At 74.6% G+C, this 23,851-nt stretch carries 23 protein-coding genes and 1 tRNA gene; 11 read left to right on the forward strand and 13 right to left on the reverse strand.

The window, feature by feature from the left end:
- The first annotated feature begins 13 nt into the window (after nucleotides 1-13).
- The 4 genes from AC0GKK_RS08725 to AC0GKK_RS08740 all read left to right on the forward strand — a co-directional run bounded on the left by AC0GKK_RS08725 (nucleotide 14) and on the right by AC0GKK_RS08740 (nucleotide 3,373).
- Entirely contained in the window at nucleotides 14-334 is a 321-nt protein-coding gene (locus AC0GKK_RS08725; protein ID WP_489883560.1) for a hypothetical protein, read from the forward strand.
- 93 nt (nucleotides 335-427) lie between these two features.
- Complete coding sequence (locus AC0GKK_RS08730) at nucleotides 428-1,021, forward strand: DinB family protein (protein ID WP_489883561.1); 594 nt, start codon at nucleotides 428-430, stop codon at nucleotides 1,019-1,021.
- Nucleotides 1,022-1,184: 163 nt separating this feature from the next.
- The gene (locus AC0GKK_RS08735) at nucleotides 1,185-2,141 is read left to right on the forward strand and encodes a pyridoxal-phosphate dependent enzyme (RefSeq protein ID WP_208821325.1); all 957 of its coding nucleotides are present in this window, start codon (nucleotides 1,185-1,187) and stop codon (nucleotides 2,139-2,141) included.
- Nucleotides 2,142-2,209: 68 nt separating this feature from the next.
- Nucleotides 2,210-3,373 carry a flavin-containing monooxygenase gene (locus AC0GKK_RS08740; protein WP_208821323.1) on the forward strand — a complete coding sequence of 388 codons (1,164 nt, stop codon included), beginning with the start codon at nucleotides 2,210-2,212 and terminating at the stop codon, nucleotides 3,371-3,373.
- Here the strand turns inward: AC0GKK_RS08740 and AC0GKK_RS08745 are convergent.
- Nucleotides 3,350-3,871 carry a DUF2127 domain-containing protein gene (locus tag AC0GKK_RS08745; protein ID WP_208821321.1) on the reverse strand — a complete coding sequence of 174 codons (522 nt, stop codon included), beginning with the start codon at nucleotides 3,869-3,871 and terminating at the stop codon, nucleotides 3,350-3,352. The two genes, AC0GKK_RS08740 and AC0GKK_RS08745, sit on opposite strands and share 24 nt — an antisense overlap.
- Nucleotides 3,868-4,170, reverse strand: a complete 303-nt coding sequence (locus AC0GKK_RS08750) for a YncE family protein (protein ID WP_489883562.1) — start codon at nucleotides 4,168-4,170, stop codon at nucleotides 3,868-3,870. Before AC0GKK_RS08750 ends, AC0GKK_RS08745 begins: the two co-directional genes overlap by 4 nt.
- Nucleotides 4,171-4,308: 138 nt before the next feature.
- Between AC0GKK_RS08750 and AC0GKK_RS08755 the strand changes: the two genes are divergently transcribed.
- The gene (locus AC0GKK_RS08755) at nucleotides 4,309-6,042 is read left to right on the forward strand and encodes an MFS transporter (protein WP_489883563.1); all 1,734 of its coding nucleotides are present in this window, start codon (nucleotides 4,309-4,311) and stop codon (nucleotides 6,040-6,042) included.
- A gap of 67 nt (nucleotides 6,043-6,109) precedes the next feature.
- Here the strand turns inward: AC0GKK_RS08755 and gndA are convergent, their stop codons facing one another.
- Both gndA and AC0GKK_RS08765 read right to left on the reverse strand, forming a co-directional pair.
- Nucleotides 6,110-7,546, reverse strand: a complete 1,437-nt coding sequence (gene gndA, locus AC0GKK_RS08760) for an NADP-dependent phosphogluconate dehydrogenase (protein ID WP_489883564.1) — start codon at nucleotides 7,544-7,546, stop codon at nucleotides 6,110-6,112.
- A 94-nt stretch (nucleotides 7,547-7,640) separates the two neighbouring features.
- The gene (locus AC0GKK_RS08765) at nucleotides 7,641-8,504 is read right to left on the reverse strand and encodes an alpha/beta fold hydrolase (protein WP_476654054.1); all 864 of its coding nucleotides are present in this window, start codon (nucleotides 8,502-8,504) and stop codon (nucleotides 7,641-7,643) included.
- 77 nt (nucleotides 8,505-8,581) lie between these two features.
- On the opposite strand from AC0GKK_RS08765, the gene AC0GKK_RS08770 reads away from it, so the two are divergent.
- Nucleotides 8,582-9,406 (forward strand): TSUP family transporter, encoded by an 825-nt coding sequence (locus AC0GKK_RS08770; RefSeq protein ID WP_489883565.1) that lies wholly within the window; start codon nucleotides 8,582-8,584, stop codon nucleotides 9,404-9,406.
- A 35-nt stretch (nucleotides 9,407-9,441) separates the two neighbouring features.
- Complete coding sequence (locus AC0GKK_RS08775; protein WP_489883566.1) at nucleotides 9,442-11,745, forward strand: UvrD-helicase domain-containing protein; 2,304 nt, start codon at nucleotides 9,442-9,444, stop codon at nucleotides 11,743-11,745.
- Here AC0GKK_RS08775 and AC0GKK_RS08780 read toward each other — a convergent pair.
- From AC0GKK_RS08780 to AC0GKK_RS08795, 4 genes are all read right to left on the reverse strand, one after another.
- Entirely contained in the window at nucleotides 11,742-12,575 is an 834-nt protein-coding gene (locus tag AC0GKK_RS08780) for an SCO1664 family protein (protein WP_208821382.1), read from the reverse strand. The genes AC0GKK_RS08775 and AC0GKK_RS08780 overlap by 4 nt on opposite strands.
- 50 nt (nucleotides 12,576-12,625) lie before the next feature.
- Nucleotides 12,626-13,210, reverse strand: coding sequence for a DUF3090 domain-containing protein (locus AC0GKK_RS08785; protein WP_208821306.1), 585 nt, complete (start codon nucleotides 13,208-13,210; stop codon nucleotides 12,626-12,628).
- Nucleotides 13,211-13,307: 97 nt separating this feature from the next.
- Entirely contained in the window at nucleotides 13,308-14,015 is a 708-nt protein-coding gene (locus AC0GKK_RS08790; RefSeq protein ID WP_405418834.1) for a histidine phosphatase family protein, read from the reverse strand.
- 29 nt (nucleotides 14,016-14,044) lie between these two features.
- Nucleotides 14,045-14,866, reverse strand: coding sequence for an undecaprenyl-diphosphate phosphatase (locus AC0GKK_RS08795; RefSeq protein WP_476654050.1), 822 nt, complete (start codon nucleotides 14,864-14,866; stop codon nucleotides 14,045-14,047).
- Between the two features lie 168 nt (nucleotides 14,867-15,034).
- On the opposite strand from AC0GKK_RS08795, the gene AC0GKK_RS08800 reads away from it, so the two are divergent.
- Entirely contained in the window at nucleotides 15,035-15,982 is a 948-nt protein-coding gene (locus AC0GKK_RS08800; protein WP_208821301.1) for an aldo/keto reductase, read from the forward strand.
- 104 nt (nucleotides 15,983-16,086) lie between these two features.
- A complete protein-coding gene (locus AC0GKK_RS08805; RefSeq protein ID WP_062400830.1) occupies nucleotides 16,087-16,371 on the forward strand; it encodes a DUF5703 family protein in 285 nt (94 codons plus the stop codon).
- A 13-nt stretch (nucleotides 16,372-16,384) separates the two neighbouring features.
- Here AC0GKK_RS08805 and AC0GKK_RS08810 read toward each other — a convergent pair whose 3' ends face one another.
- From AC0GKK_RS08810 to AC0GKK_RS08820, 3 genes are all read right to left on the reverse strand, one after another.
- A complete protein-coding gene (locus AC0GKK_RS08810) occupies nucleotides 16,385-16,762 on the reverse strand; it encodes a VOC family protein (protein ID WP_062400829.1) in 378 nt (125 codons plus the stop codon).
- A gap of 45 nt (nucleotides 16,763-16,807) precedes the next feature.
- Complete coding sequence (locus AC0GKK_RS08815; RefSeq protein WP_405418839.1) at nucleotides 16,808-17,578, reverse strand: SDR family oxidoreductase; 771 nt, start codon at nucleotides 17,576-17,578, stop codon at nucleotides 16,808-16,810.
- A gap of 74 nt (nucleotides 17,579-17,652) precedes the next feature.
- On the reverse strand, nucleotides 17,653-18,984 hold the full coding sequence (locus tag AC0GKK_RS08820) for a M20/M25/M40 family metallo-hydrolase (protein WP_489883567.1): 1,332 nt from the start codon (nucleotides 18,982-18,984) through the stop codon (nucleotides 17,653-17,655).
- 98 nt (nucleotides 18,985-19,082) lie between these two features.
- Between AC0GKK_RS08820 and AC0GKK_RS08825 the strand changes: the two genes are divergently transcribed.
- Nucleotides 19,083-19,167, forward strand: a tRNA-Leu gene (locus tag AC0GKK_RS08825).
- Nucleotides 19,168-19,343: 176 nt separating this feature from the next.
- Here AC0GKK_RS08825 and AC0GKK_RS08830 read toward each other — a convergent pair.
- Nucleotides 19,344-20,537, reverse strand: a complete 1,194-nt coding sequence (locus tag AC0GKK_RS08830; RefSeq protein ID WP_489883568.1) for an MFS transporter — start codon at nucleotides 20,535-20,537, stop codon at nucleotides 19,344-19,346.
- 125 nt (nucleotides 20,538-20,662) lie between these two features.
- On the opposite strand from AC0GKK_RS08830, the gene AC0GKK_RS08835 reads away from it, so the two are divergent.
- Nucleotides 20,663-21,856, forward strand: coding sequence for an aminotransferase (locus AC0GKK_RS08835; protein WP_489883569.1), 1,194 nt, complete (start codon nucleotides 20,663-20,665; stop codon nucleotides 21,854-21,856).
- A gap of 26 nt (nucleotides 21,857-21,882) precedes the next feature.
- On the opposite strand, the gene AC0GKK_RS08840 is transcribed toward AC0GKK_RS08835, so the two are convergent.
- Nucleotides 21,883-23,775 carry an ABC transporter ATP-binding protein gene (locus AC0GKK_RS08840; RefSeq protein WP_489883570.1) on the reverse strand — a complete coding sequence of 631 codons (1,893 nt, stop codon included), beginning with the start codon at nucleotides 23,773-23,775 and terminating at the stop codon, nucleotides 21,883-21,885.
- Between the last annotated feature and the right edge of the window lie 76 nt (nucleotides 23,776-23,851).

The following is a 23,851-nucleotide window of genomic DNA, read 5'->3' on the forward strand; positions in this document are numbered from 1 at the left end:
CCGCCGCCATCCCGTGAGCGAACCCGAGCGGACCCCGGACGGGCGGTACATCGTCGTCCGGGGCCGCCGGTGGCGCGCCACCGACCCGACGATCCCCGACGACGTGCGGTCCGCGCTGCAGCAGCACCTCGGGAAGGCCCGCGCCGAGGTCGGGGCCGGCAGGCGGACCGGCGACGACGAGCGCGTCGCCGCCGCCCGGACACGGGTGTCCGCGGCCAAGCACGGCCTGGGCGAGCGCGGCACCCCCTGGTGGGAGCTGGACGACGACGCCCGCCGGGAGCGCTGGGAGACCGCGCTGCACGACCTCGGCGACCGCCCCGCCGGCAGTTCCTGATCGAGGACCGGATCCGTCCGCGGTCGGTCCTATCGTCGTTCCCGTCGGACCGGGACGGCCCCGGTCCGCGGACCCCGAGAGGCGGCCCCGGAGATGAACGCCACCGACGAGAAGCAGGCCCTGACCGGCGAGCGTGCCGAGCTGATCGCCACCCTGGAGCGGCACCGTGGCTTCCTGCTGCAGACCGCCGACGGGCTGACCGAGGAGCAGGCGCGCACCCGCAGCACGGTGAGTGCGCTGACGATCGCCTCGCTGCTCAAGCACGTCGCGGACACCGAGGAGCAGTGGTTCCGCTTCGCCGTCGAGGGTGCCGCCGCGTTCGGTGACGTCGAGGTCTACAACGACTCCGTCGACTGGGACGCCGTCGACGCCGAGGCCGGTGCGAACGGCGGTGACTGGCCCGCCTCCGGCGAGGAGTGGGTGGACACCCGGTTCGTCCTGGCCGACCACGAGACCCTGGAGTACCTGCGGGCCCGGGTCGAGCAGGTCGCCGCGCGCACCGAGGAGGTGCTGCGGACCGCGGACCTGGACTCCTCGCACGCCCTGCCGGTCGCGCCGTGGTTCGAGCCGAACACGTCCTGGTCGGTCCGCCGGGTCGCGATCCACATGCTCGCCGAGACCAGCCAGCACGCCGGGCACGCCGACGTCATCCGCGAGGCGATCGACGGCGCGCGCACGATGGGCTGAGCCGGGCGAACGGCGCCGCACGGATCCCGGGCGGGTTCGACGCGGTCGTGCCGACCCGCCCACCGCCGGTTCCGCGGCGACCGCCACGGGCCATACGGCCGCCGCCCGGGGCGGCCCCGGACGGCCGCGGGGCCGGGGTTACGTTGCGGCGGTGGCGGACCAGGTGAGCATCGCAGACATCGTGACGGCGGCGGAGCGGATCGCCGGGGGCGTGGTGCGCACCCCGACCGTCCCCTCCCCCGGACTGTCCGCGGCCCTCGGCGCGCCCGTGCTGCTCAAGCTGGAGCACCTGCAGCGGGCCGGGTCGTTCAAGCCGCGCGGGGTGCTGGCCAAGCTCGCGTCGCTGACCGACGCCGAGCGCGCCGCGGGCGTCGTCGCGGTGTCGGGTGGCAACCACGGGCTCGCCGTCGCCGAGGTCGCGGGCGCCGCGGGGGTGGACGCGGTCGTCGTCATGCCGCGCACCGCGCCGGCCCGGTCGGTCGCCGCGGCCCGCGCCGCCGGTGCCGACGTACGGCTCACCTCCGACGTCGCGGCCGCGTTCGCGCAGGCCGGGGAGCTGCAGCGGGCCGGGCGGACGCTGGTGCACCCGTTCGACGACCCGGTGATCGTCGCCGCGCAGGGCACCGTGGGGCTGGAGCTGGCCCGCGACGCCGTCGCTCTCGGCGAGCCGCCGACCGACGTGCTGGTCTCCGTCGGCGGCGGGGCGCTGATCTCCGGGGTCGCCACCGCGGTCCACGCGCTGCTGCCCGGCACCCGGGTGTGGGGTGTGGAGACCGTCGGCGCCGAGGCGATGTCCGCCGCACTGGCCGCGGGCGGCCCGACGCCCGTCACGATCTCGTCGGCGATCACCACGTTGTCCGCGCCGTCGGCGTCGCAGCTGACCTACGACCACGTCCGCGCGCTGGTGCACGAGGTCCTCGTCGTCGACGACGCCGAGGCCTGCCGCGGCACCCTCACCCTCGCCGAGCACGCCGGGATCTGGGCCGAGCCGGCCGCGGGCTGCCTGGTCCCGGCCGCCCGCCGGATCGTGCAGCGGCACCCGGACGCCCGGCTCGCCCTGGTGGTCTGCGGCGCCAACGCCGACGTCGCCGACGTGGTCCGCGCCGCGGCGCAGCCGTGATCACCGGTCGTGGGCGCGCAGCGTCCGCGAGGCGGACGTGATGCTCCCCCAGCGGTGATCACCGCGGGATGACCGTGTGCGGCCGGGGCGTTGACCCGGGTGTGGAGCGGACCGGGGTCGTGGTGATCGGCGCGGGCCAGGCGGGCCTGTCGGCGGCGGCCGGGCTGCGGCGCGGCGGGCTGGAGCCGGGCCCCGGGTTCGTCGTGCTCGACGGCGAGGACGGCCCCGGCGGCGCGTGGCGGCACCGCTGGCCGACGCTGCGGATGCGCACGGTGAACGGCATCCACGACGTCGCCGGGGTCCGCTCCGGGTTCGACGACCCCGGCGCCGACCCGGACCTCCCCGCACGCGACGCCGTCCCGGCCTACTTCGGGCGCATCGAACGCGAGCTGGACCTGCGGGTCGTGCGCCCGGTGCACGTCCACCGGGTGTCCGACACCGGCGGGTCGCCGGACGCCGACGCCGGCGGGCCGCCGGCCGTCGACACCGGCGGGCCGCTGACCGTCGACACCGACCGCGGCACCTGGGTCGCCGACCACCTGATCAACGCCACCGGCACCTGGACCCGCCCGTTCGTCCCCGCCTACCCGGGCCTCGCGACGTTCCGCGGCACGAGCCTGCACGCCCGTGGGTACCCGGGTCCCGCGGCCATGGCCGGCCGGCGGGTCGTCGTGGTCGGCGGCGGGATCACCGCGGTGCAGCTGCTGCTGGAGATCGCCCCGTACGCCGCCGCGACGACCTGGGTCACCCGCCGGGAGCCCGAGTGGCACAGCACGCCGTTCGGGCCCGAGCAGGGGCGCGCCGCCGTCGCCCGGGTCGAGGAGCGGGTCCGGGCCGGGCTGCCGCCGCGCAGCGTCGTCGGCGTGACCGGGCTGGGGCTCACGCCCGGGGTGCGGGCCGGGATCGCGAGCGGGGTGCTGGCGCGCAGGCCGATGTTCGCCCGGGTCGTGCCGGACGGGGTGGAGTGGTCCGACGGCACCCGCGAGCCCGCGGACGTGCTGCTGTGGGCGACCGGCTGGCGGCCCGCGCTGGGCCACCTCGCCCCGCTGCGGCTGCGCGGACCGGGCGGCGGGATCGTGATGGGCGGGCCGCGCGACACCGGCGTCGTCGCCGACCCGCGGGTGCACCTGGTCGGCTACGGCCCCTCGGCAAGCACGATCGGCGCCGACCGGGCCGGTCGCGCCGCGGCGCGCGCGGTCCTGGAGCGGCTACCGGTCGCTGCCGGCGCCTGAGTCGGCGGCCTCCCGGCCGAGCAGCCGGTACTCGCGGATCACCATCACGATGATCGCGAGGTCGAGCGCGGCGAGGAACGGCAGCACGACGGAGTGCGTGTGCCAGGCGTGGACCAGCTCGTACACGACGAACACCGCCAGGATCACCGCCGCGGGCGGGTAGGCGGGTCGCCAGCGGGTCAGCAGCGCCGCGACCAGGCCGAGCTTGAGCACGCCGTGCAGCCCGAGGTAGACGATGACGAAGGTGCGGTCCCCGCCGGCGAAGCGGTCGACGCCCTCGGTCAGGTGCCGGGCCAGGGTGCCGTCCGGCGGACCGATCAGGTCGCGGGCGAGGATCTGCGCGACGACCCGGTGCAGCCAGTCCCCCGACACCAGCACCAGCGCGACGGCGCCCAGCAGCTCCGCCGCCCCGTCGATGCCCTTCACGACCAGGGCGACGCGGAACAGCTGCTCGGTCCGGCGGGCCGAGGTCGTCGTCGCCGTCGGTCCGGCGGTCACCGGGTGATCCCGGTGTGGCCGAGGGGGTAGCGGCCGGGCTGCGGCCACATGCACAGCCCGTGCGGGCCGTCACCGACCGGGATCCGCCGGATCGGGTGGCCGTCGTCGGTGGAGAGCACGTACACCTCCCGGTCGTCGCGCCCGGACGGCCACAGGGTCCGGCCGTCGGCCGAGACGTTACCCATGTCGGGACCCGCCTTCCCGGGGATCCGCCGGAGCGCCTCCGTCACCGCGAGCAGGGCTGCGGCGGCCGCCGCGCGCAGCACCTCGCGCCGGGTCCTCCCGGCGGACGGCTCCACCCCTCGCCACCTCACGCCGCGGACTGTAGACCCCGTCCGACCTGGGAATTCCTTTACCCGAGGGAGGATCGGGACGGACCGGACGAGCCGGGCGAGACCGTGGCGCGAACACGCACCGGAGAGCTACAGTTATTAGCGATGCTCAACAAATCGGGACCGGCCGACCGGTACAAGTGGGTCGCACTGTCGAACACCACGATGGGCGTGCTGATCGTGACGATCAACATGTCGATCCTGCTGATCGCGCTGCCGGACATCTTCCGCGGCATCGGGATCGACCCGCTGGCGCCGGACAACATCGACTACCTGCTGTGGCTGATCATGGGGTACCTGGTCGTCACGGCGGTGCTGGTGGTCAGCTTCGGCCGGCTCGGCGACATGTACGGCCGCACCCGGATGTACAACCTGGGCTTCGCCGTCTTCACGGTGTTCTCGGTGCTGCTGGCCGCCACCTGGATGCAGGGCGACGCCGGCGCGGTCTGGCTGATCACGATTCGGGTGCTGCAGGGTGTCGGCGGGGCGCTGCTGCTCGCCAACTCCACCGCGATCCTGACCGACGCCTTCCCGGTGCACCAGCGTGGCCTCGCGCTCGGGATCAACTCCGTCGCGGCGATCGCCGGCTCGTTCCTCGGACTGGTCGTCGGCGGGGTGCTCGCCCCGGTGAACTGGCACCTGGTGTTCCTGGTGTCGGTCCCGGTCGGGGTGTTCGGCACGATCTGGGCCTACGCCCGGCTCCGCGACACCGGCGCCCGCCGCGCGGCGCGGATCGACTGGTGGGGCAACCTGACGTTCGCGGTCGGGCTCGTCGCCGTCCTGATGGGCATCACCTACGGCATCCAGCCCTACGGCGACGACGTCATGGGCTGGACCAGCCCCCTCGTCCTCGGCCTGATCCTCGGCGGGATCGCGGTGCTGGCGTTGTTCACCTGGATCGAGCGCCGGGTGCCCGAGCCGATGTTCCACGTCTCGCTGTTCTCGATCCGCGCGTTCACCGCGGGCAACATCGCGAGCCTGCTGGCCGCGCTCGGCCGCGGCGGGCTGCAGTTCATCCTGATCATCTGGCTGCAGGGCATCTGGCTGCCCGAGCACGGCTTCCCGTTCGAGACGACGCCGCTGTGGGCCGGCATCTACATGGTCCCGCTGACGATCGGGTTCCTCGTCGCCGGGCCGGTGTCGGGCATCCTGTCCGACCGCTACGGCGCCCGCGCCTTCGCCACCGTCGGGATGCTCGGTGCGGCCGCGACGTTCCTCGCGCTGCTGGCGCTGCCGGTGGACTTCGACTACCGGGCGTTCGCGCTGCTGCTGGCGCTCAACGGCCTGGCGATGGGCCTGTTCAGCTCCCCGAACCGGGCGGCGATCATGAACTCGCTGCCCGCGCACCAGCGTGGCGCCGGGGCCGGCATGACCTCGACGTTCCAGAACGCGGCGACGGTGCTGTCGATCGGGGTGTTCTTCTCGCTGCTCATCGCGGGCCTGTCGACGACGCTGCCCACGTCGCTGCACGACGGGCTCATGGCCCAGGGCGTGCCGGAGCTCGCGGCGGACCGGGTCGCGGCGCTGCCGCCGGTCGGGATCCTGTTCGCGGCGCTGCTGGGCTACAACCCGATCGCGACGTTGCTCGGCCCGCAGGTCCTCGGCGCGCTGGCGCCCGCACAGTCGGCGTACCTGACCGGACGGGAGTTCTTCCCGCAGCTGATCTCCGGCCCGTTCGCCGACGGGCTGACCTTCGCGCTCGGGTTCGCCGCCGTCGCCTGCCTGGTCGCCGCGGTGGCGAGCGCACTGCGCGGCGGGAAGTACCACCACGTCGACGGGCCCGTGGCGACCGACGGCGACGCGTCCGGCGCGGCGCGGCCGGCGGCGACCCGCGGCTGAGGGCCCACCCGGCACACCGCGACCCCGGCCCCATGGTGCCGGGGCCGGGGTGTCACGGCGCGGGGGGTCAGTCCGCGGCGACCTCGCTGCCGTCCTGGCTCCAGCGGGTGTGGAACTTGCCGTCGGCGTCGGTGCGCGCGTAGGTGTGCGCGCCGAAGTAGTCGCGCAGCCCCTGGATGAGGTTGGCCGGGCCGCGCTCGCGACGGTAGCCGTCGTAGTAGGACAGGCTGGAGGAGAACGCGGGGATCGCCACGCCCTGCTCGGTCGCGGTCACCACGACCCGGCGCCACGCGTCCTGTGCGTTCGCGACGGCCTCGGTGAAGTACGGGACCATCAGCAGGTTGTCCAGGTCCGGGTGGGACTCATAGGCCTCGGTGATCCGGTTGAGGAACTGGGCGCGGATGATGCAGCCACCGCGCCAGATCCGGGCCATCGCGCCGAGGTCGAGGTCCCAGTCGTTGGCCTGCGAGGCGGCGCGCATCTGCGCGAAGCCCTGGGCGTAGGCGACGACCTTGGACGCGTAGAGGGCCTGGCGGATGTCCTCGACGAGCTCGTCGCGGTTCTTCCCCGAGCCCGGGGTGGGGCCGCCCAGCGTGGTCGAGGCCTCCCGGCGCTCGTCGCGCAGGTTGGACAGCGTGCGGGCGAACACGGCCTCGGTGATGCCGGTCAGCGGGACGCCGAGGTCGAGCGCGTCGATGGCCGTCCAGCGGCCGGTGCCCTTCTGCTCGGCCTGGTCGACGATGACGTCGACGAGCGGCTTCCCGGTCTTCTCATCGGTCTTGGCCAGCACGATGCCGGTGATCTCGATGAGGAAGGACTCGAGGTCGCCCGAGTTCCACTCCTCGAAGATCGTCCCGATCTCCGGCGCGGACAGCCCGGCGACGTGCGTGAGCAGGTCGTAGGCCTCGGCGATGAGCTGGATGTCGGCGTACTCGATGCCGTTGTGCACCATCTTCACGTAGTGCCCGGCGCCGCCGGGGCCGACGTGGGTGCAGCACGGGATGCCGTCGACGTTCGCGGCGATCGCGGTGAGGATCTCCTCGACCTCGCCGTAGGCCTCCTGCGGTCCGCCGGGCATGATGCTCGGCCCGTTGAGTGCGCCCTCCTCGCCGCCGGACACGCCGATCCCCATGAACCGCAGGCCCCGCTCCTCGCAGTACGCGGCGCGACGGTCGGTGTCGGGGAAGTGCGAGTTGCCGGCGTCGATGATGATGTCGCCGGAGTCGAGCAGCGGGGCCAGCTCGTCGATGACGGCGTCGACCGGCTTGCCCGCCTTCACCATGACGACGATCTTGCGCGGGGTCTCCAGCGCGTCGACGAACTCCTGCAGCGACTCGGTGCCGGTGAAGGCACCCTCGTCGCCGTAGTCCTTCATGAACTCGGTCGTCTTCGAGGTGGTGCGGTTGTGCACCGCCACCGGGAAGCCACGGCGGGCCATGTTGCGGGCGAGGTTCGCCCCCATCACCGCCAGCCCGGTGACCCCGATCCGGCTCTTCTCCGCCATCAGTGCTTCCTCCGTGTCGTTCCGACGCCGCTGTACCCGCCCCATCCTGGCCCGCGGCCCCCGGCGGCGCAGCGAGGAGCGCGTGTCCCCTCGGTCACCCCGCGAGGAAGTCGGCGAGCAGGGCGCTCGCGGTCTCCGGCGCCTCCTCCGGGATCCAGTGCCCGCAGCCCTCGACGCGCTCGAAGCGGAAGTCGTCGACGTACGCCGAGGAGCCCCGCATCTGCCCCTCGGTGAGCGCGAGGTCGCCGTCGCTCCACACCCCCATCGTCGGCACCGTGATCCGCGGGGGCTGGGGGATCGTGGTGGGCACGAACGTCGCCGGGTCGATGTTGGCGCGGTACCAGTTCAACGACGCCGTCAGGGCGCCCGGCCGGGACAGGTCGGCGAGCTGGCGGGCGGCCATCGGGTGTCCCTCGGGCAGCGTCGCGTGCAGCCAGCCGCGCAGGAACTGCCAGTCGTCGGCCGGCATCACCTGCTCGGCGACGCCGGGGAACTGGAACCAGAGCATGTACCAGGACATCGCCTTCTGCCGGAACCCCGCGGTGGCGAACGCGGCGGGATGCCCGACGGAGAACGCGGCGTAGCGGGTCACCCGCGGCGAGGCGAGGGTGAGGGCCCAGCCGAGGGAGGCGCCCCAGTCGTGCCCGGCGAGGGCGAACCGGTCGATGCCGAGCGCGTCCGCGACGCCGAGGACGTCGGCGGCCAGGGCCCGCATCCGGTAGTGCTCGACCTCGGCGGGCCGGTCGGAGTCCCCGAAGCCGCGCAGGTCCGGGACGACGACCCGGTACCCGGCCCCGGCGAGCGCGGTGGCCTGGTGGGTCCACAGGCTCGCGCGGTCCGGCCAGCCGTGCAGCAGCAGGACGGGGTCGCCGTCGCCGCCGGTGTCGTGCACGGACAGGGCGATCTCGGGCAGGGTCGTGCCGGGGACGGTGATCCGCTGCGGGGCCGGGAGGGTCATGGGCCGACCGTATCCCCGGTTCCCGACCGCTGGGACGCCGCGCACGGCGGGACCGCCGTCGGGGTGACACTGGCCCGATGGTCCGCCTCTCCCCCGACACGGACCGGGACGGCCGGGCCGTGCCGGTGGGCGTGATCGGCCTGATCGGCGGCGTGGTCGGCGGGCTGATCGGCGGCGGCAGCGGAGTGCTGTTCGTGCCCGCGCTCGACCGGTTCACCGCGATGTCGCGGGCCCGGATCCACGGCTCGTCGACGATCGCGAACATCGGGGTCTGCGTCGCCGGTGCGGTCGCCTACGCGCTCGGCGGCGGTTCGCTGGACCTGCGGACCGGCGCCGGGCTGATCGTCGGTGGCACGGTCGGCGGGTGGATCGGGCCGAAGCTGCTGGCGCGCGCGTCGGAGACGCTGCTGCGGGTGCTGCTGGTGGCCGTACTGGTGCTGACGGCGGCGAAGCTGCTCGTCGACGCGCTGGGCGTGCCGCTGCTCGGCGGGGCGGTGGTGCCGGCGTCGCTGGTCGCCGATCCCTGGTTCCTGTACCCGACGGCGACGGTGGTCGGCCTGGTCATCGGCGCCTGGGCGGGTGCGATGGGACTCGGTGGCGGGCTGCTCGCGGTGCCGGCGATGGTGCTGCTGTTCGGCACGGACCTGCACGTCGCGGCCGGGACGTCGCTGCTGATGTTCATCCCGAACTCGATCGTCGGGACGGTCGTGCACCTGCGGCAGGGCACCGCGTCCGGGAGGTGGGGCACGGTGCTGGCGCTGACCGCCGCACCGGGCACGGTGGCGGGCGCGTTCCTCGGCCTGGCGCTCGACGCGGTCGTACTGGGGCTGGTGTTCGGCACGTTCGCGACGGCGATGGCGCTGCGCGAGACGGTCGGACTCGTCCGCCGACGAGGGAGATGAGTGCGCAGGGGGCCGGGATCGCGCTACCCTGTGGGGTGCGCGCAGAACACGAGGACGTAACCCTACAGTCTCAGCATAACACGGATGGCAAGGCCCCGGCGACCACCCACTCCTCCTACGAGGCGGAGCTGACCCGCGAGACCCGGCACCTCCGCGGGCTGCACGCCCTGCTCGACGACGAGCTCGCCGCGGCGGGCGCGCAGGCCCGGGGCGCCGCAGCCGAGCGCGCCGGGGAGCAGCTCAGCGCGCGCTGGGAACGCGACGTGTCGGTGCACCGCGCCTCGGAGCGGGTGCGCACCCTCACCGCGGCCCGCGCGGGACTGTGCTTCGGGCGTCTCGACCACGTCGACGGGGCCGCCACGACCCGGGTCGGCCGGATCGGGCTGACGGACCCGGCCGACGGCGAGAGCGCGCTGGTCGACTGGCGGGCCCCGGCCGCGCAGCCGTTCTACTGCGCCACCCCGGTCACCCCGCTCGGGGTGACCCGGCGCCGGCACTACACCGTCGCCGGCACCGCCCCGCACGAGCGGGTCGCCGGCTTCCACGACGACCTCCTCGACGGCGACGGGCCCGGCACCGGGACCGTGTCGGCGTCGGACCCCGCGCTCCTCGCCGCCCTCACCGCGCCGCGCGGGACCCGCATGCGCGACATCGTCACGACGATCCAGTCCGAGCAGGACGAGATCATCCGGCTGCCGCTGTCGGGCACCGTCGTGATCGAGGGCGGCCCCGGGACCGGCAAGACCGCCGTCGCGCTGCACCGGATCGCGTACCTGCTCTACACCCACCGTGACCGGCTCGCCCGCAGCGGCGTGCTCGTCGTCGGGCCGAGTGCGGGTTTCGTGCACTACGTCGGCGGTGTGCTGCCCGCGCTCGGCGAGTCCGCGGTCGTGTTCACCACCCCGGGACGCCTCGCGCACGGCGTCGTCGCCGACGCGACCGACCCGCCGGGGACGGCGCGGCTCAAGGGCGACCTCGCGATGGTCGACGTGCTGCGCCGCGCCGTCGACGACCGCCAGGAGCTGCCCGGGGCACCGGTCGCGATCGGGATGGACGACGTCACCGTCGAGATCGACACGACGCTGGCCGCCGAGGCGCGCCGGCGGGCCCGCGCCACCGGGCAGCCGCACAACACCGCCCGCGCCACGTTCCGCGACACCCTCGGGCGGCTGCTCGTCGACCAGGGGCTGGAGCGGCTCGAGGTCGGTCTGGAGGACCCGCCGGAGCTCGCGGAGCTGCTGGCGGGGCTGGACATCCCGGAGATCGAGCCCGCCGGGGCGGCCGAGGTGTCGGCCGAGATGCGGGCCGAGCTGCGCGACGCGCTGCGCACCGACCCCCGGTTCCACGCGGCCGTCGAGGAGCTGTGGCCGGTGCTGACCCCGCAGCGGGCCCTGGCCGAGCTGTACGCCGACCCGGACCGGCTGGCCGCCGCGGGCGCTCCGGAGTCGCTGCGGCGGGATCCGGGCACGCCGTGGACCGTGGCCGACGCGCCGCTGCTCGACGAGCTCGCCGAGCTCCTCGGCCCGGTCCCGGACGGGACACCCGCCGCGGCACCGGAGCCGGACAGCGCCTACGCCGCCGAGGTGCTGACCGTGCTGGAGTCCGCGGACCGGTCGCTCGCCGGGGAGGATCCGGACGAGCTGCGGCCCACCGACTTCGTGACCGCGGACATGCTCGCGCAGCGGCACGTCGCCGGGGTGCCGCTGACCGTGGCCGAGCGCGCGGCGTCGGACCGGGACTGGCGCTACGGGCACCTCGTCGTCGACGAGGCGCAGGAGCTGTCCGCGATGGACTGGCACGTGCTGCTGCGGCGCTGCCCTGCGCGGTCGATCACCGCGGTCGGCGACCTCGCCCAGCGCAGCGCCCCGGCCGGCGCCCGGGCCTGGGCCGACGTGCTCGCCCCGCACCTGGCCGGACGCTGGACGCACCGCACGCTGACGGTGAACTACCGGACGCCGTCGGAGATCATGGACGCCGCCGCGCGGGTGCTGGCGACCTACGCCCCGGACCGTCGCCCGCCGGAGTCGGTGCGCAGCACCGGTGAGCAGCCGTGGACCCGCACGGTCCCGGCCGGGGAGCTCCGCGCCGCGGTCCGCGCCGCCGTCGACGACGAGCGGGCCCGCACCGCCGACGGGACGGTCACCGTCATCGCCCCGCCCGGCACCGACCTGGGGTCACCCGGCGTGCCGGTGCACACCCCGGTGTCGTCGAAGGGCCTGGAGTTCGACGCCGTCGTGATCGTCGACCCGGAGCGGATCCGGGCGGCCGACCCGGCGGACCTCTACGTCGCGATGACCCGCGCGACGCAGCGGCTCGGGCTCCTGGATGTGACCGGCTAGAACGCCGGCCAGGGGATGGCCGGGCCGTAGCCGTCCGGGCCGGGGAAGCGCGGCTCGGCGAGCAGGTGGTCGATCCGGGAGCGCAGCGCCGCGACCTCGCGGCGGGTGACGTGCTCGCCGAGGACGTCGGCGAACTCGCCCGCCAGCCGGGCGCGCAGCTCCTTGAGGACGGCCGTGTGCTCCTCGCCGAGCTCGTCCCCGACCCAGCCCCACAGGACGGTGCGCAGCTTCGGCTCGGTGTGCAGGGTCAGGCCGTGGTCCACGCCGTAGACGTCGCCGTCCCCGGCGAGGATCACGTGCCCGCCCTTGCGGTCGGCGTTGTTGACGACGACGTCGAACAGCGCCATGTCCCGCAGCTGCGGGTGGTCGGCGTGGACCAGCACCACCGGGTCCCCCGCGCCGTCCCGGGCACGGAGCACCGGCAGCCAGCCGCCGGGGATCTCGTGCGGCTCGCACAGCTCGACCAGCGACTCGGTGGCGAGCTGGACGGTCTCCTCGGTGATGTCGCCGTCCAGCTCGTCGCCCGCGCCGTCGGCGGGCGGCTCGGACAGGGCGCTCTCGTCACCCGAGGAGACCCAGGCCTGCACCATGCCGGTCCCGAACGGGGCCTGGTCGCGCAGCACCGTGGGCGGGACGACGTCGAGCCCGGAGATCTGGGAGACGAGGAAGGCACCGACCTCGCGCCCGGCGAGGGTGCCGTCCGGGAAGTCCCACAGCGGGCGCTCCCCGCGCACCGGCTTGTACACGCAGCGCAGCTCGACACCGTCGAGGGAGACGGTGCCGAACAGGGTGGCGTTGGAGGCGTCGACCATCCGGCCGGTGATGTCCATGCGGCCGGTGCGCAGGACCTCGAACACCGCGGGGTCGCGCAGGTCGAGCGTCACTCCGTCCCGGCCACGGGGTTGCGGTCGTGGTAGCCGTTGAGGCGCACGCAGACGTGGCCCGCCGGGTCGAGCGGCTCGGCACACAACGGGCACGGGGCACGGCCGGCGTCGACGACCTTCTCGGCGCGCTCGGCGAAGGCCTTCGCCGCCGTCGGGGACAGGAACACGCGCAGCGCGTCCGGGCCCTCCTCGGTGTCGTCGAGGACGACCGACTCGTCGATCTCCTCCTCGGTGACCGCGAGCAGCTCGACGACGATCGAGCTCGAGTCGGCGTCCCAGCCCAGGCCCATCGTCCCGACCCGGAACTCCTCCTCCAGCGGGACCGCGAGCGGGTCGTTGTCCGAGGACCCCGTGGTCACGGTCGCGCCGAGCAGGTTGTCCTCGCCGAAGCGCTTGGACACCTCGCCCAGCAGCGCCGTGATGCGTTCGGCCAGCACCGAGACCTGCTGTTTCTCCAGCAGCACACTGATCGTGCGGCTGCTCTCGATCGCCTGCAGGTAGAAGGCGCGATCGCCGGGCTCGCCGACGGTCCCGGCCACGAAGCGGTCGGGTCGGCGGAAGACGTGGATGACGCGTGCCATGACCCTTCCCAGGGTAGGCGTATCCGGCTGCGGGGGCATCCCCGCGGTCACCTGTGGGTGCGTCCACCAGGGACGATGCGAGGTGGATCACCCCGTCTCACGCGTTCGTGGAACCCCCGACCACGGCGTCGGAGGCGTTCACCGGCTGCTCCTCGCCCTCGGCGGGCTTCGGCTTGGGGACCAGGCTCGCGACGTCGCCGGACTGCTCGTTCATCCGCGCGACGAACGGCCGCAGCTCGGTGTAGGTGACGACGCTCACCGAGCAGGTGTCGACGACGATCCGCTGGAAGTTGTCGAGGTGGCTGGCCAGCGCGTCGGCGAGGATCGCCTTGATCACGTCACCGTGGCTGCAGGCCAGGACGATCGCGTCCTCGCCGTGCTCGGCCCGGACCCGGGCGACGTGGCGACGCACCGCCGCGACCGAGCGGGCCTGCATCCCGGCCAGGGACTCGCCGTCCGGGAAGGTCGCCGCCGACGGGTGCGCCTGGACGACCTTCCACAGGTCCTCCTTGAGCAGGTCGGAGATCTTCTGCCCGGTCCACGCGCCGTAGTCGACCTCGGCCAGGTCGTCCTCGACGACCGGCTCCAGGCCGCGGGCCGCCGCGAGCGGCGCGACGGTCTGGCGGCACCGCTCCAGCGGGGAGGTCACGACCGAGGCGATCGGCAGGGCCGCGAGCCGGTCGACGACGGCCGCCGCCTGCTCCCGGCCGCGGTCGTCGAGCTCCACGCCCGGGGTGCGCCCGGCCAGCACGCCCGCGGTGTTCGCGGTGGACCGGCCGTGCCGCAGCAGGATCAAGGTCGTCACGCCGACCGAGGCTACGGGAGTGACGGCGGTCAGTACGCGCTGACCGCGCCGAGCGACAGGGCGGCGAGCAGGGCGACACCCAGCGCGATCCGATAGGCGACGAACACGTAGACGGTGTTGTTCTCCACGAAGCGGAGCAACCAGGCGATCACCGCGTAGCCGACGACGAACGCGACCAGCACGGCCACGAGCATCTGCGGCCCGGACGGGCCGTCGCCGGCGAACACGTCGGGCAGCGTGAACAGGCCGGCACCGAAGACCGACGGGATCGCCAGCAGGAACGAGTACCGCACGATCGCGGGCCGGGTCAGCCCCAGGAACAGGCCGGCGGTGATCGTGCCACCGGACCGCGAGACGCCCGGGATCAGCGCCATGGCCTGGGCGAAGCCGAGCAGGATGCCGTCCTTGACGGTGATCCGTTCGACCGGCTTGACCTGCTTGCCGAAGCGCTCGGCCAGGCCGAGCAGGACACCGAACACGATCAGCGTGGTCGCGACCAGCCAGAGGTTCCGGGCGACGCCCTCGATCTGGTCCTTGAACAGCACCCCGAGCACGGCGATCGGGACCGACCCGATGATGACCAGCCAGGCCAGCCGGTAGTCGTCGGTGGCGCGGACCTCCGCGTCGCGGAACCCGCGCACCCAGGTGAGGAACAGGTGCCAGATGTCCTTGGCGAAGTAGACGATCACCGCGGCCTCGGTGCCGAGCTGGGAGACGGCGGTGAACGCCGCCCCCGGGTCCCCGCCGAAACCGACCGCCGAGACGATCCGCAGGTGCGCCGAGGAGGACACCGGCAGGAACTCGGTGAGCCCCTGGACGATCCCGAGGACGACGACCTCGAGCCAGCTCACGAACGGCTCCCGTCGCGGCCGCGGTCCGGCGTGCTCCGGTCCGGGGTCGTCCGGTCCTGGCGGCTCGGCTCCTGGTTGATCACGGGCCGTCACCGTACTCGCCGAGACGGGGGTCACTCTGCGCGCCCTCACCGGTCCCGCGGGCCCGCGCGCCTAGGCTCGACGACCGTGCAACGCAGACCGGTGGGCGGCAGCGGCCTCGAGGTGTCGCGGGTCGGCCTGGGCACCATGACCTGGGGCGAGGACACCTCCCCGGCCGACGCCGCGGACCAGCTGCGCGCGTTCGTCGACGTCGGCGGGACCCTCGTCGAGACCGCCGAGGACTACGGCGGCGGCGCCGCCCAGCAGGTGCTCGGCGGGCTGCTGCGGGGCACCGTCCGTCGCGACGACGTCGTCCTCGCCGGGCGCGGCACGGCAGCCCCCGACGCGGGTGAACGGGCCTCGCGGACCGCGCTGCTGCGCTCACTGGACCGCACGCTGCGCCGGCTGGGCACCGAGCACCTGGACCTGTGGCAGTTCCCCGGCTGGGACCCCCGGGTGCCGCTGGACGAGACGCTGTCCGCGGTGCAGGTCGCCGTCTACTCCGGACGGGTGCGCTACGCCGGGCTGGTCGCCCCGGCCGGCTGGCAGCTGGCGACCGTCGCGGGTGGCGCCACCGCCGGGCCCGACCCGGCCGTCTGCCGTCCGGTGTCGGCGCAGGTGGAGTACTCGCTGCTCGCCCGGGAACCGGAGGCCGAGCTCCTGCCCGCCGCCCGGCACCACGGCCTCGGGCTGCTGGCCTGGGCCCCGCTGGGCCGGGGAGTGCTGACGGGCAAGTACACCGACGGCACCCCGGCGGACTCGCGGGGCGCGAGCGCGCTGCTGGCCTCGTACGTGGAGGCGCGCCGCACCGAGCACTCGGCGCGGATCGTCCAGTCGGTCCTCACCGCCGCCGACGGGCTCGGCACCTCGCCGCTGTCGGTGGCGCTGACCTGGGTGCGGGACCGCCCGGGGGTCGCCTCGGCCGTCGTCGGGGCGCGGGACGCGGCCCAGCTGCGGGCCTCGCTCGCAGCCGAGGACCTCGTGCTGCCCGCCGAGATCCGCACCGCGCTCGACGACGTGAGCGACCCCGTCTGAGCTCCCCCGCCGGCCCGGGTGCCCCTTACAGTGGGAATGCCCGACGCGACACCCGCCGTTCATCCGGTGGGCACCGACGAGCACGGCACGACCAGGAGGCACGCATGACCGAGGGCGCTGGGAACGGGTCGGAGGACTCCGCCGCCGGGAATCGGGTGGCCGGGACTCGGGACGGCGACGGCTGGACCGACGACCGGTACGAGTACCGCCCGGTGCGCATCGAGGGGGACGTCTCCCGGCTGACGGCGTCGGTGCGGCTGGCGATCCAGGCCGAGTTCTCCGGCTGGGAGCTGTCCCGGCTGCGCCTCTACCCCGGCGGCGTGCGCAAGATCGTGCTGCGACGACGGCTCGGCGCCCAGCAGGGCCTGCTGCCCGAGCCCACCTTCTGACGGTCCCCGCCCGTCAGCCGCCGTAGGGCACCGTGATGAGCTCCATGCGGTGCCCGGACGGGTCGTCGAAGTACACGCCCCGGCCGCCGTCGTGGGTGTTGATCTCGCCGGGACGGCTCCCGCCGGGGTCGGCCCAGTACTCCTGGCCGCGGGCGGTGATCCGGGCGAACGCGGCGTCGAACTCGTCGTCGGAGACCAGGAACGCGTAGTGCTGCGGGACGATCGTCGCCGGGTCGGCGTCCATGAAGTCCAGGTCGACGCCGTTCGCGACGCGCACGACCCGGAACGGCCCGAACGACGTCGGCTCGGGCAGCCCCAGGATCTCGGTCAGGTACGCCGCCCCGGCGCGCTTGTCACGGGAGTGCACGATGGTGTGGTTCAGCTCGGCCATGCCCCCAGGATGTGACCTGCACCGCCGTCGAGGTCAAGACCCGGCTCAGGCGTCCTGCCAGCCGACCTCCGGCGGCGTGCCCGCCCCGCGCGGGCTGGGCACCCCCCGGAAGCCGTACGGCGCGGGCTCGCGGCCGGGCTGCACGTACCAGCACTCCCCCGGCTCGCCCCGCTCCAGGATCTGCTCGACGGCCGCGGCGACGTCGTCGGCCCCCAGCAGCGGGAAGTCGCCGAACTGGGCGCGGACGTTGCCGATCAGCGGGGTGTCGGCGAACCCGGGGCACACGGCGGTGACCCGGATGCCCTCCCCCGCCAGCGCCGGGCCCGCGGCCCGGACGTAGCCGACGACGGCGTGCTTGGTCGCGGTGTAGAGCGCGTCGCCGGGCAGGCCGATCAGCCCGGCCAGCGACGCGGTCGCCACCACGTGACCGCCCCCGGCGCGGCGCAGCGCCGGCACGGCGGCGTTGAGCCCGAACACCACGTGGTCGAGGTTCACGCCGAGGATGCGCCGGTAGCCGTCCAGGTCGAGGTCGGTGACGCCGGACTGGCCCGCCGTGACGCCGGCGTTGAGCAGCACGATGTCGAGCCGCCCGAAACGCTCCTCGGCCGCGGCCACCGCGGCGGCCATCGCCGCGGGGTCGGTGACGTCGGCCGCGTGGGCCAGCCCACCGGCCCTCTCCGCGACGGCCGCGGCGCCGTCGGCGTCCCGGTCGACGACCACGACCTGCGCACCCGCCGCCACCAGCCGGTCGACCGCGGCCGCGCCGATGCCCGACGCGCCTCCGGTGACCAGGGCGACCTTGCCCGAGAGATCCATGCCGCCACCCTGCCACCCGGCGGCCGGTGCCGTCACGGAGCGGGGTGCCGGGCCGGCCGGGCCCGGCGTCCCCGTCACACCGTGCGCAGGAAGCGGTCGAGCACCCGGGTGCCGAACCTCAGCGCGTCCACCGGCACCCGCTCGTCGATGCCGTGGAACAGCGACGCGAAGTCCAGCTCCGGGGGCAGCCGCAGCGGCGCGAAGCCGTAGCACTTCATGCCCAGCGTCGAGAACGCCTTCGCGTCGGTCCCCCCGGACAACATGTACGGGACAATCTCGGCGGTCGGGTCCTCGGTGCGCAGCGCGGCCTGCATCGCGTCGGTCAGCGCGCCCTCGAACGGCGTCTCGACGGCCGGCAGATCGGTGACCCACTCGCGCTCGACGTCCGGGCCGAGCAGCTCATCGACCTCGCGCAGGAACGCCTCCTCGCGGCCCGGCAGCACCCGGCAGTCGACGACCGCCTCGGCCGTCGACGGGATGACGTTGGCCTTGTAGCCGGCGTCGAGCATCGTCGGGTTCGCGGTGTCCCGGACGGTCGCGCCGATGATCCGCGAGATCGGTCCGAGCTTGGCCAGGGCGCCCTCGAGGTCGTCCTCCGGGTACTCGACGCCGGTCAGCTCGGTCATCCGGTCCAGGAACGCCTGCACCGTGTCGGTGATCGTGAGCGGGAACGTGTGGTTCCCGAGCCGGGCGACGGCCTCGGCCAGGATGGTGACGGCGTTGTCGTCGTGCAGGAACGAGCCGTGGCCGGGCTTGCCCTTGGCCCGCAGCCGCATCCAGGCGATGCCCTTCTCCGCGGCCTCGATCAGGTACGCCCGCTGGTCCTCACCGAGGGTCAGCGAGAACCCGCCGACCTCGCCGACGGCCTCGGTGCACCCCTCGAAGAGATCGGGCCGGTGCTCGACCAGCCACTGCGCGCCCCACTTCCCGCCGGCCTCCTCGTCGGCGACGAAGGCCCACACGATGTCCCGCGGCGGGACGACGCCCTCACGCTTGAAGCGGCGGGCGACCGCCAGCATCATCGCGTCCATGTCCTTCATGTCGACGGCGCCGCGGCCCCAGACGTAGCCGTCCTGCACGGCCCCGGAGAACGGGTGCACCGACCACTCGCCCGCGTCCGCGGGGACGACGTCGAGGTGGCCGTGCATCAGCAGTGCACCGCGGGTGCGGTCGGCGCCCTCGAGCCGGGCGATCACGTTCATCCGCCCGGGCATGCCGGACTCGACGAGCTCGACGTCGTAGCCGACCTCGCGCAGCTTGTCCGCCACGTAGTCGGCCGCCTCGGCCTCACCGACGAGGGTCTCCGGGTCGGCGGTGTTCGTCGTGTCGATCCGGATCAGCTCCGAACACAGCTGCACGACCTCGTCCTCGGCACTGCTCGGGTCGTCGTTCGCTGAAGCGGTCATGGGCGTCGTTCTACCACCGGCGACGCGTGCCGACCCCGCCGCAACCCGGCCGTGGGCCTCGGCTATGCTTCTCCACGACGCGATCGAGAGATCGCGACGTCCGAGTGGCGGAATGGCAGACGCGCTAGCTTGAGGTGCTAGTCCCCGTATAGGGGGGTGGGGGTTCAAGTCCCCCCTCGGACACACATCCTCCGAAACCGGTCACGGTCCTCCGTGGCCGGTTTCGTGCGTTCCGGGCCCGTCGCCCACCCGTGAGGGTGGATCGGCGCGCCGTGGTCGTCGCGGGGCGGGCGGGACAGGCGACGGCGCGCCACCACCGGCGGCAGGTCCCGGGGGACGGGCACGGCCCCACAGCCGGGTCAGCGCGGATCACGGACCCGGGTGCCGACGGCCAGCACCGCCCCCACCGCCGCGGCCCCGGCGAGCACCGCGAACAACTGCGGGTAGCCCCCGAGCGGCCCGGCCAGCGCCGCGCCGGCCCACGGCGAGACCGCCACCGCCACCGTCGCGGGCGCCGACAGCAGCCCGCCGAGCCGCCCGTAGAACCGCGACGGCCACCGGTCCGACACCGCTGTGGCCTGCAGCAGCGTCGTGATCCCGCGGGCCGCGCCGGTCAGCACCGCCGCGCCGACCAGCAGCCACGCCGGGCCGGGCAGCAGTCCCAGCAGCGCGGTCGACGCGGCCAGCGCCGCCAGGACGAGCACCGCCCGTGCCGGTGGGGCCAGCCGTCCCACGGCACGGGTGTAGAGGGCCCGCCCGGCGACCTGCCCGACCCCGCCGAGCCCGAGCGCCCAGGCCGCCGTCTGTACGTCGAGTCCCCGCTCGATGAGCAGCGGCACCTGGTTCACCGCGACCGCGAACCCGCAGAACGTGCCGAGGAACACCGCGGCCACGGTCAGCAGGAACGGGCGGCTGCGCGCGATCGCGCCCGGGTCGGCGTGCTCGGGCGGGGCGGGTGCCTCCGGCCACGGGCCGCGCAGCCCGAGCAGGTGCGCGGGAACCGTCACGACCAGCAGGACGACGGCGAGCACCAGGTAGGTGCCGCGCCAGCCGAACCCGCCGAGCAGCGCCGCCGACAGCGGCGCGAACACCGTGCTGGCCAGGCCGCCGGCCAGGGTGAGCCCGGTCAGCGCGCGCACCCGGTCGCTCCCCCACCAGCGGGTCAGCGCCGCGAACGCGGGCGGGTACAGCGTCGCGGACTGCGCGAGCCCCGCGACCAGCCACGCGACGAGGAACCACGGCCAGGACGGCGCGACCGCGATCCCGACGACGGCGGGCACCCCCAGCAGCGATCCGGCCGTCATCACCCAGCGCGGGCCCCACCGGTCCAGCAGCCGTCCGACGACGATCCCGGCCAGCGCGGACACCCCGAGGCCCGCGGAGAACGCGCCGGTCACCGCGCTCACCGACCAGCCGGTGTCCGCCGAGATCGACGGCGCGAGCACCGGGAACGCGTAGTAGAGGACGCCCCAGCTGGTGATCTCGGTGAGGCACAGGACGAGCAGGACCCGGCGGCGGAACCCCGCGCCGGGCGCCGTGCGGACCTCGACCACCGTGCCACCTCGCAACGCCTCGTGCGGCGACCGTATCCCGAGGGTCGCTGGACCGCCCCGGGCCGCGTCGGCGACGATCGGACCGCAGGACCGACGCAGGACGACCCGGAAGGCGGCATCCCACGGTGCGACTCGACCCCACGACGGCGGCCGGCAGCGACTCCCCCATCGGTGCGGCCCTCGCGCTGGCCGGCGAGCGGGACCCGGCGCGGAACGCGACGCACCCGTTGCTGGACCTGTCGCAGGCCGCGCCGCCGTACCCGCCGGCACCCGAGGTCGTCGAGCGCGTCGTCGAGGTCGCACGGGACCCCGGCCTGTCCGGCTACGCGCCGGTGCCGGGCATCCCGCCGCTGCGGCGGGCGATCGCCGACGAGCTGGCCCGCGAGCACGGCGGGGACCTCACCCCCGACGACGTCGTGGTCACCGCGGGCTGCAACCAGGCGTTCGCCGTGGTCGCCGACGCGCTCGCCGGTCCGGGCGACGAGGTGATCTCGCCGCTGCCCTACTACTTCAACCACGACATGTGGCTGCGGATGCGCGGCGTCACGCCGGTGTACCTGGAGCCCGACGCCGACCTGGTCCCGCGCGCCGCCGACGCCGAGGCGCTCCTCACCCCGCGGACCCGGGCGATCGTGCTGGTCACCCCGGGGAACCCGAGCGGGGTGACGGTCCCGCCCGAGGAGATCACCGCGTTCGCCGAGCTGGCCCGGCGCCACGACATCGCGCTCGTCCTCGACGAGACCTACCGCTCGTTCCGCCCGGACACGACCGAGCCGTCGCACACGCTGTTCGCCGACCCGGCGTGGCGTTCGACCGTGGTCGGCCTGCACTCCTACTCCAAGGACCTGGCCATCCCGGCGTACCGGGTCGGATCGGTGATCGCGGGCCCCGAGCTGCGACGCCAGGTGCTCAAGCTGCTCGACTGCATCGCCATCTGCGCACCGCGGACCGGGCAGGAGGCCGCGGTGGCCGGGCTCACCCGCGCCGGGGCGTGGCGGGCCGACCGGGTCGCGGAGATCGCCCGGCGGCGGGAGTGGGTCGGTGCCGCACTCGCCGACCGGCCGGGTGGGTTCGAGGTCGCCGCCCTCGGCGGGTTCTTCGCCTGGGTGCGCCATCCGTTCCCGGACCGCCCGACCCTCGACGTCGTCCGGACGCTGCTGCTCGACCACGACACCCTGACCATCCCCGGCACCGCGTTCCTGCCCGACGACCGGCAGATGCTGCGGCTGTCGGTGGGGCGGGTGGACGAGGCGGCCGCGGCGCTGCTGGCCGAGCGGCTCACCGAGGCCGGGCGGCGGGCGGGGGTGGTCACCGGCTGACCCCGGCCGGGACGCGGCCGCACGGTTCACAGGTCGGCGTAGGCGGCCCCCTGCAGGGTGAAGAGCTCCCGGTAGGGGCCGTCGTTCGCCATGAGCTCGGCGTGCGTGCCCTGCTCGATGATGCGGCCGCGGTCGAGTACGACGATGCGGTCCACGCCGCGGATGTTCGCCAGGCGGTGCGTGACGAGGACGGTGATCCGGTCACGGCCACCGGCCAGCTCGCGCAACGCGCCGAACACGGCGTGCTCGGCGCGGGCGTCCAGGGCGGCCGTCGGTTCGTCGGCGACGACGACGGCCGCGTCGCGGTAGAGACCACGCGCGACCGCGATGCGCTGCCACTGCCCACCGGACAGATCCCGACCGCCCTGGAACGCCCGGGACAGCACCGTCGCGCCACCGTCCGGCAGGTCGTCGAGCACCGCGCGGGCCCCGGACCGCTCGACGGCGTCGGCCAGCGCGGTCCCACCGGCGTCGGGACGGTCGAGGCGGCCGAGGCGGATGTTGTCCTCCGCCGACACCGGCCAGTGCACCGGTTCCTGCAGCACGAGGGCCACCCGGTCGTGGAGTGCGCGCTGGTCGAGGCCGCCGGTGTCGAGGCCGTCCCACCGGACGCTGCCGGTCTGCGGCCGATAGAGCCCGACCGCGAGCTTGGCGAGCGTCGACTTCCCCGAGCCGTTCTCCCCCACCAACGCGACGACCTCGCCACGGCGGAGGGTGAGGTCGATCCCCGCCAGTGCCGGATCGGGCTGGCCGGGGTAGGTGAAGGTGACGCCGGAGAAGCGGATCTCGTCCGGATCGCCGGCGGGCGCAGCGGTCCCGCGGGACCGGCGGTCGCGCGCTTCGACGAGACACCGGTCGTAGAGCTCGGCGAACAGTCCGGCGTCGAACAGGTTGTTCACCCCCAGCACCACCCCCACCGCTGACGACGTCGCGGTCCGGAGCGCGATGACCCCCGTACCCGCCAGCGCCAGCGGGAGCCATCCGCCGTGGAGCAACAGGCCGAGAACCGCATACCCCGCTCCGGCCCCGACGCCCCCGAGGACGCGGCCGACCGCGGTGACGAGCGTGGCGCGGTGGCCGACCCGGACGGATTCCTCCGCGACCACCGCGGCGATGCGCGCGTGCTCGGCCAGGAGTGTGTCCTGCACGGTGAAGGCGCGGACCTCGGCCGCGTCGCCGCGGCTGGTCAGCAGGCCACCGCTGATGGCGAGACGTCGGTGGTTGGCCATCATCCGCAGGTGGGACAGGAAGGTGTTGCGGATCGTGCGCAGGGTCGCCCACGCCTGCGGCAGGGCGGCGAGGAGCACCACCGGGACCAGCAGGGGATGGACCACGCCCACCGTGGCAGCCGCGGCGAGCAGGCCGATGCAGTTCCCGAGCAGGTCGCCGACCATCCGGACGCCCTCCCTGATCCGGGCCGTCGCCTGATCGGCCCGCTGCACGAGCAGCGTGAAGTCGGCGTCGTCGAAGGCGATCAGCTCGATCTCGGCGACGTGCTCCAGCAGCTCGCGCTCGACCAGTCGCTCGACCCGGGGCGCGAGCGTCGTCGTGACGGCACGGACGGCGAGCTCGAGGGCTGCGCGCGCCGACAGTGCCGCCACGACGAGGGCGACGGCCGGCAGGGACGCCACCACCCGTTCCGGGGTCGGACCGTCCGCGAGCAGCCGGGTGAACACGTCGGCCGTGGCGAGCAGTCCGAACGCGGTCGCGACACCCGCCAGCAGATGCACGGTCCCGGCCAGCAGCGTCCATCCCGGCGCGGCCCGCCACGCCCACCGGGTCAGCGACATCGCGGTCCTCGGCACCGACCGGGCGACGGCGAGGACCCCGGCCTCGGCGGCCACCTGCATCGTCCGCGCCCACTCCGGGACCGCCAGGTCCTCGATCCCGATCAGCGGCCGCGCCGCCCGTTCCGCCATGGCCGGCAGTGTGCAGGCACCCCCTGACAGGAACGGCACGTCGCGGCGGCGGAAGAGACCGGGACATCCCGGTGTT

Source organism: Pseudonocardia sp. P-1, from assembly GCF_058111925.1.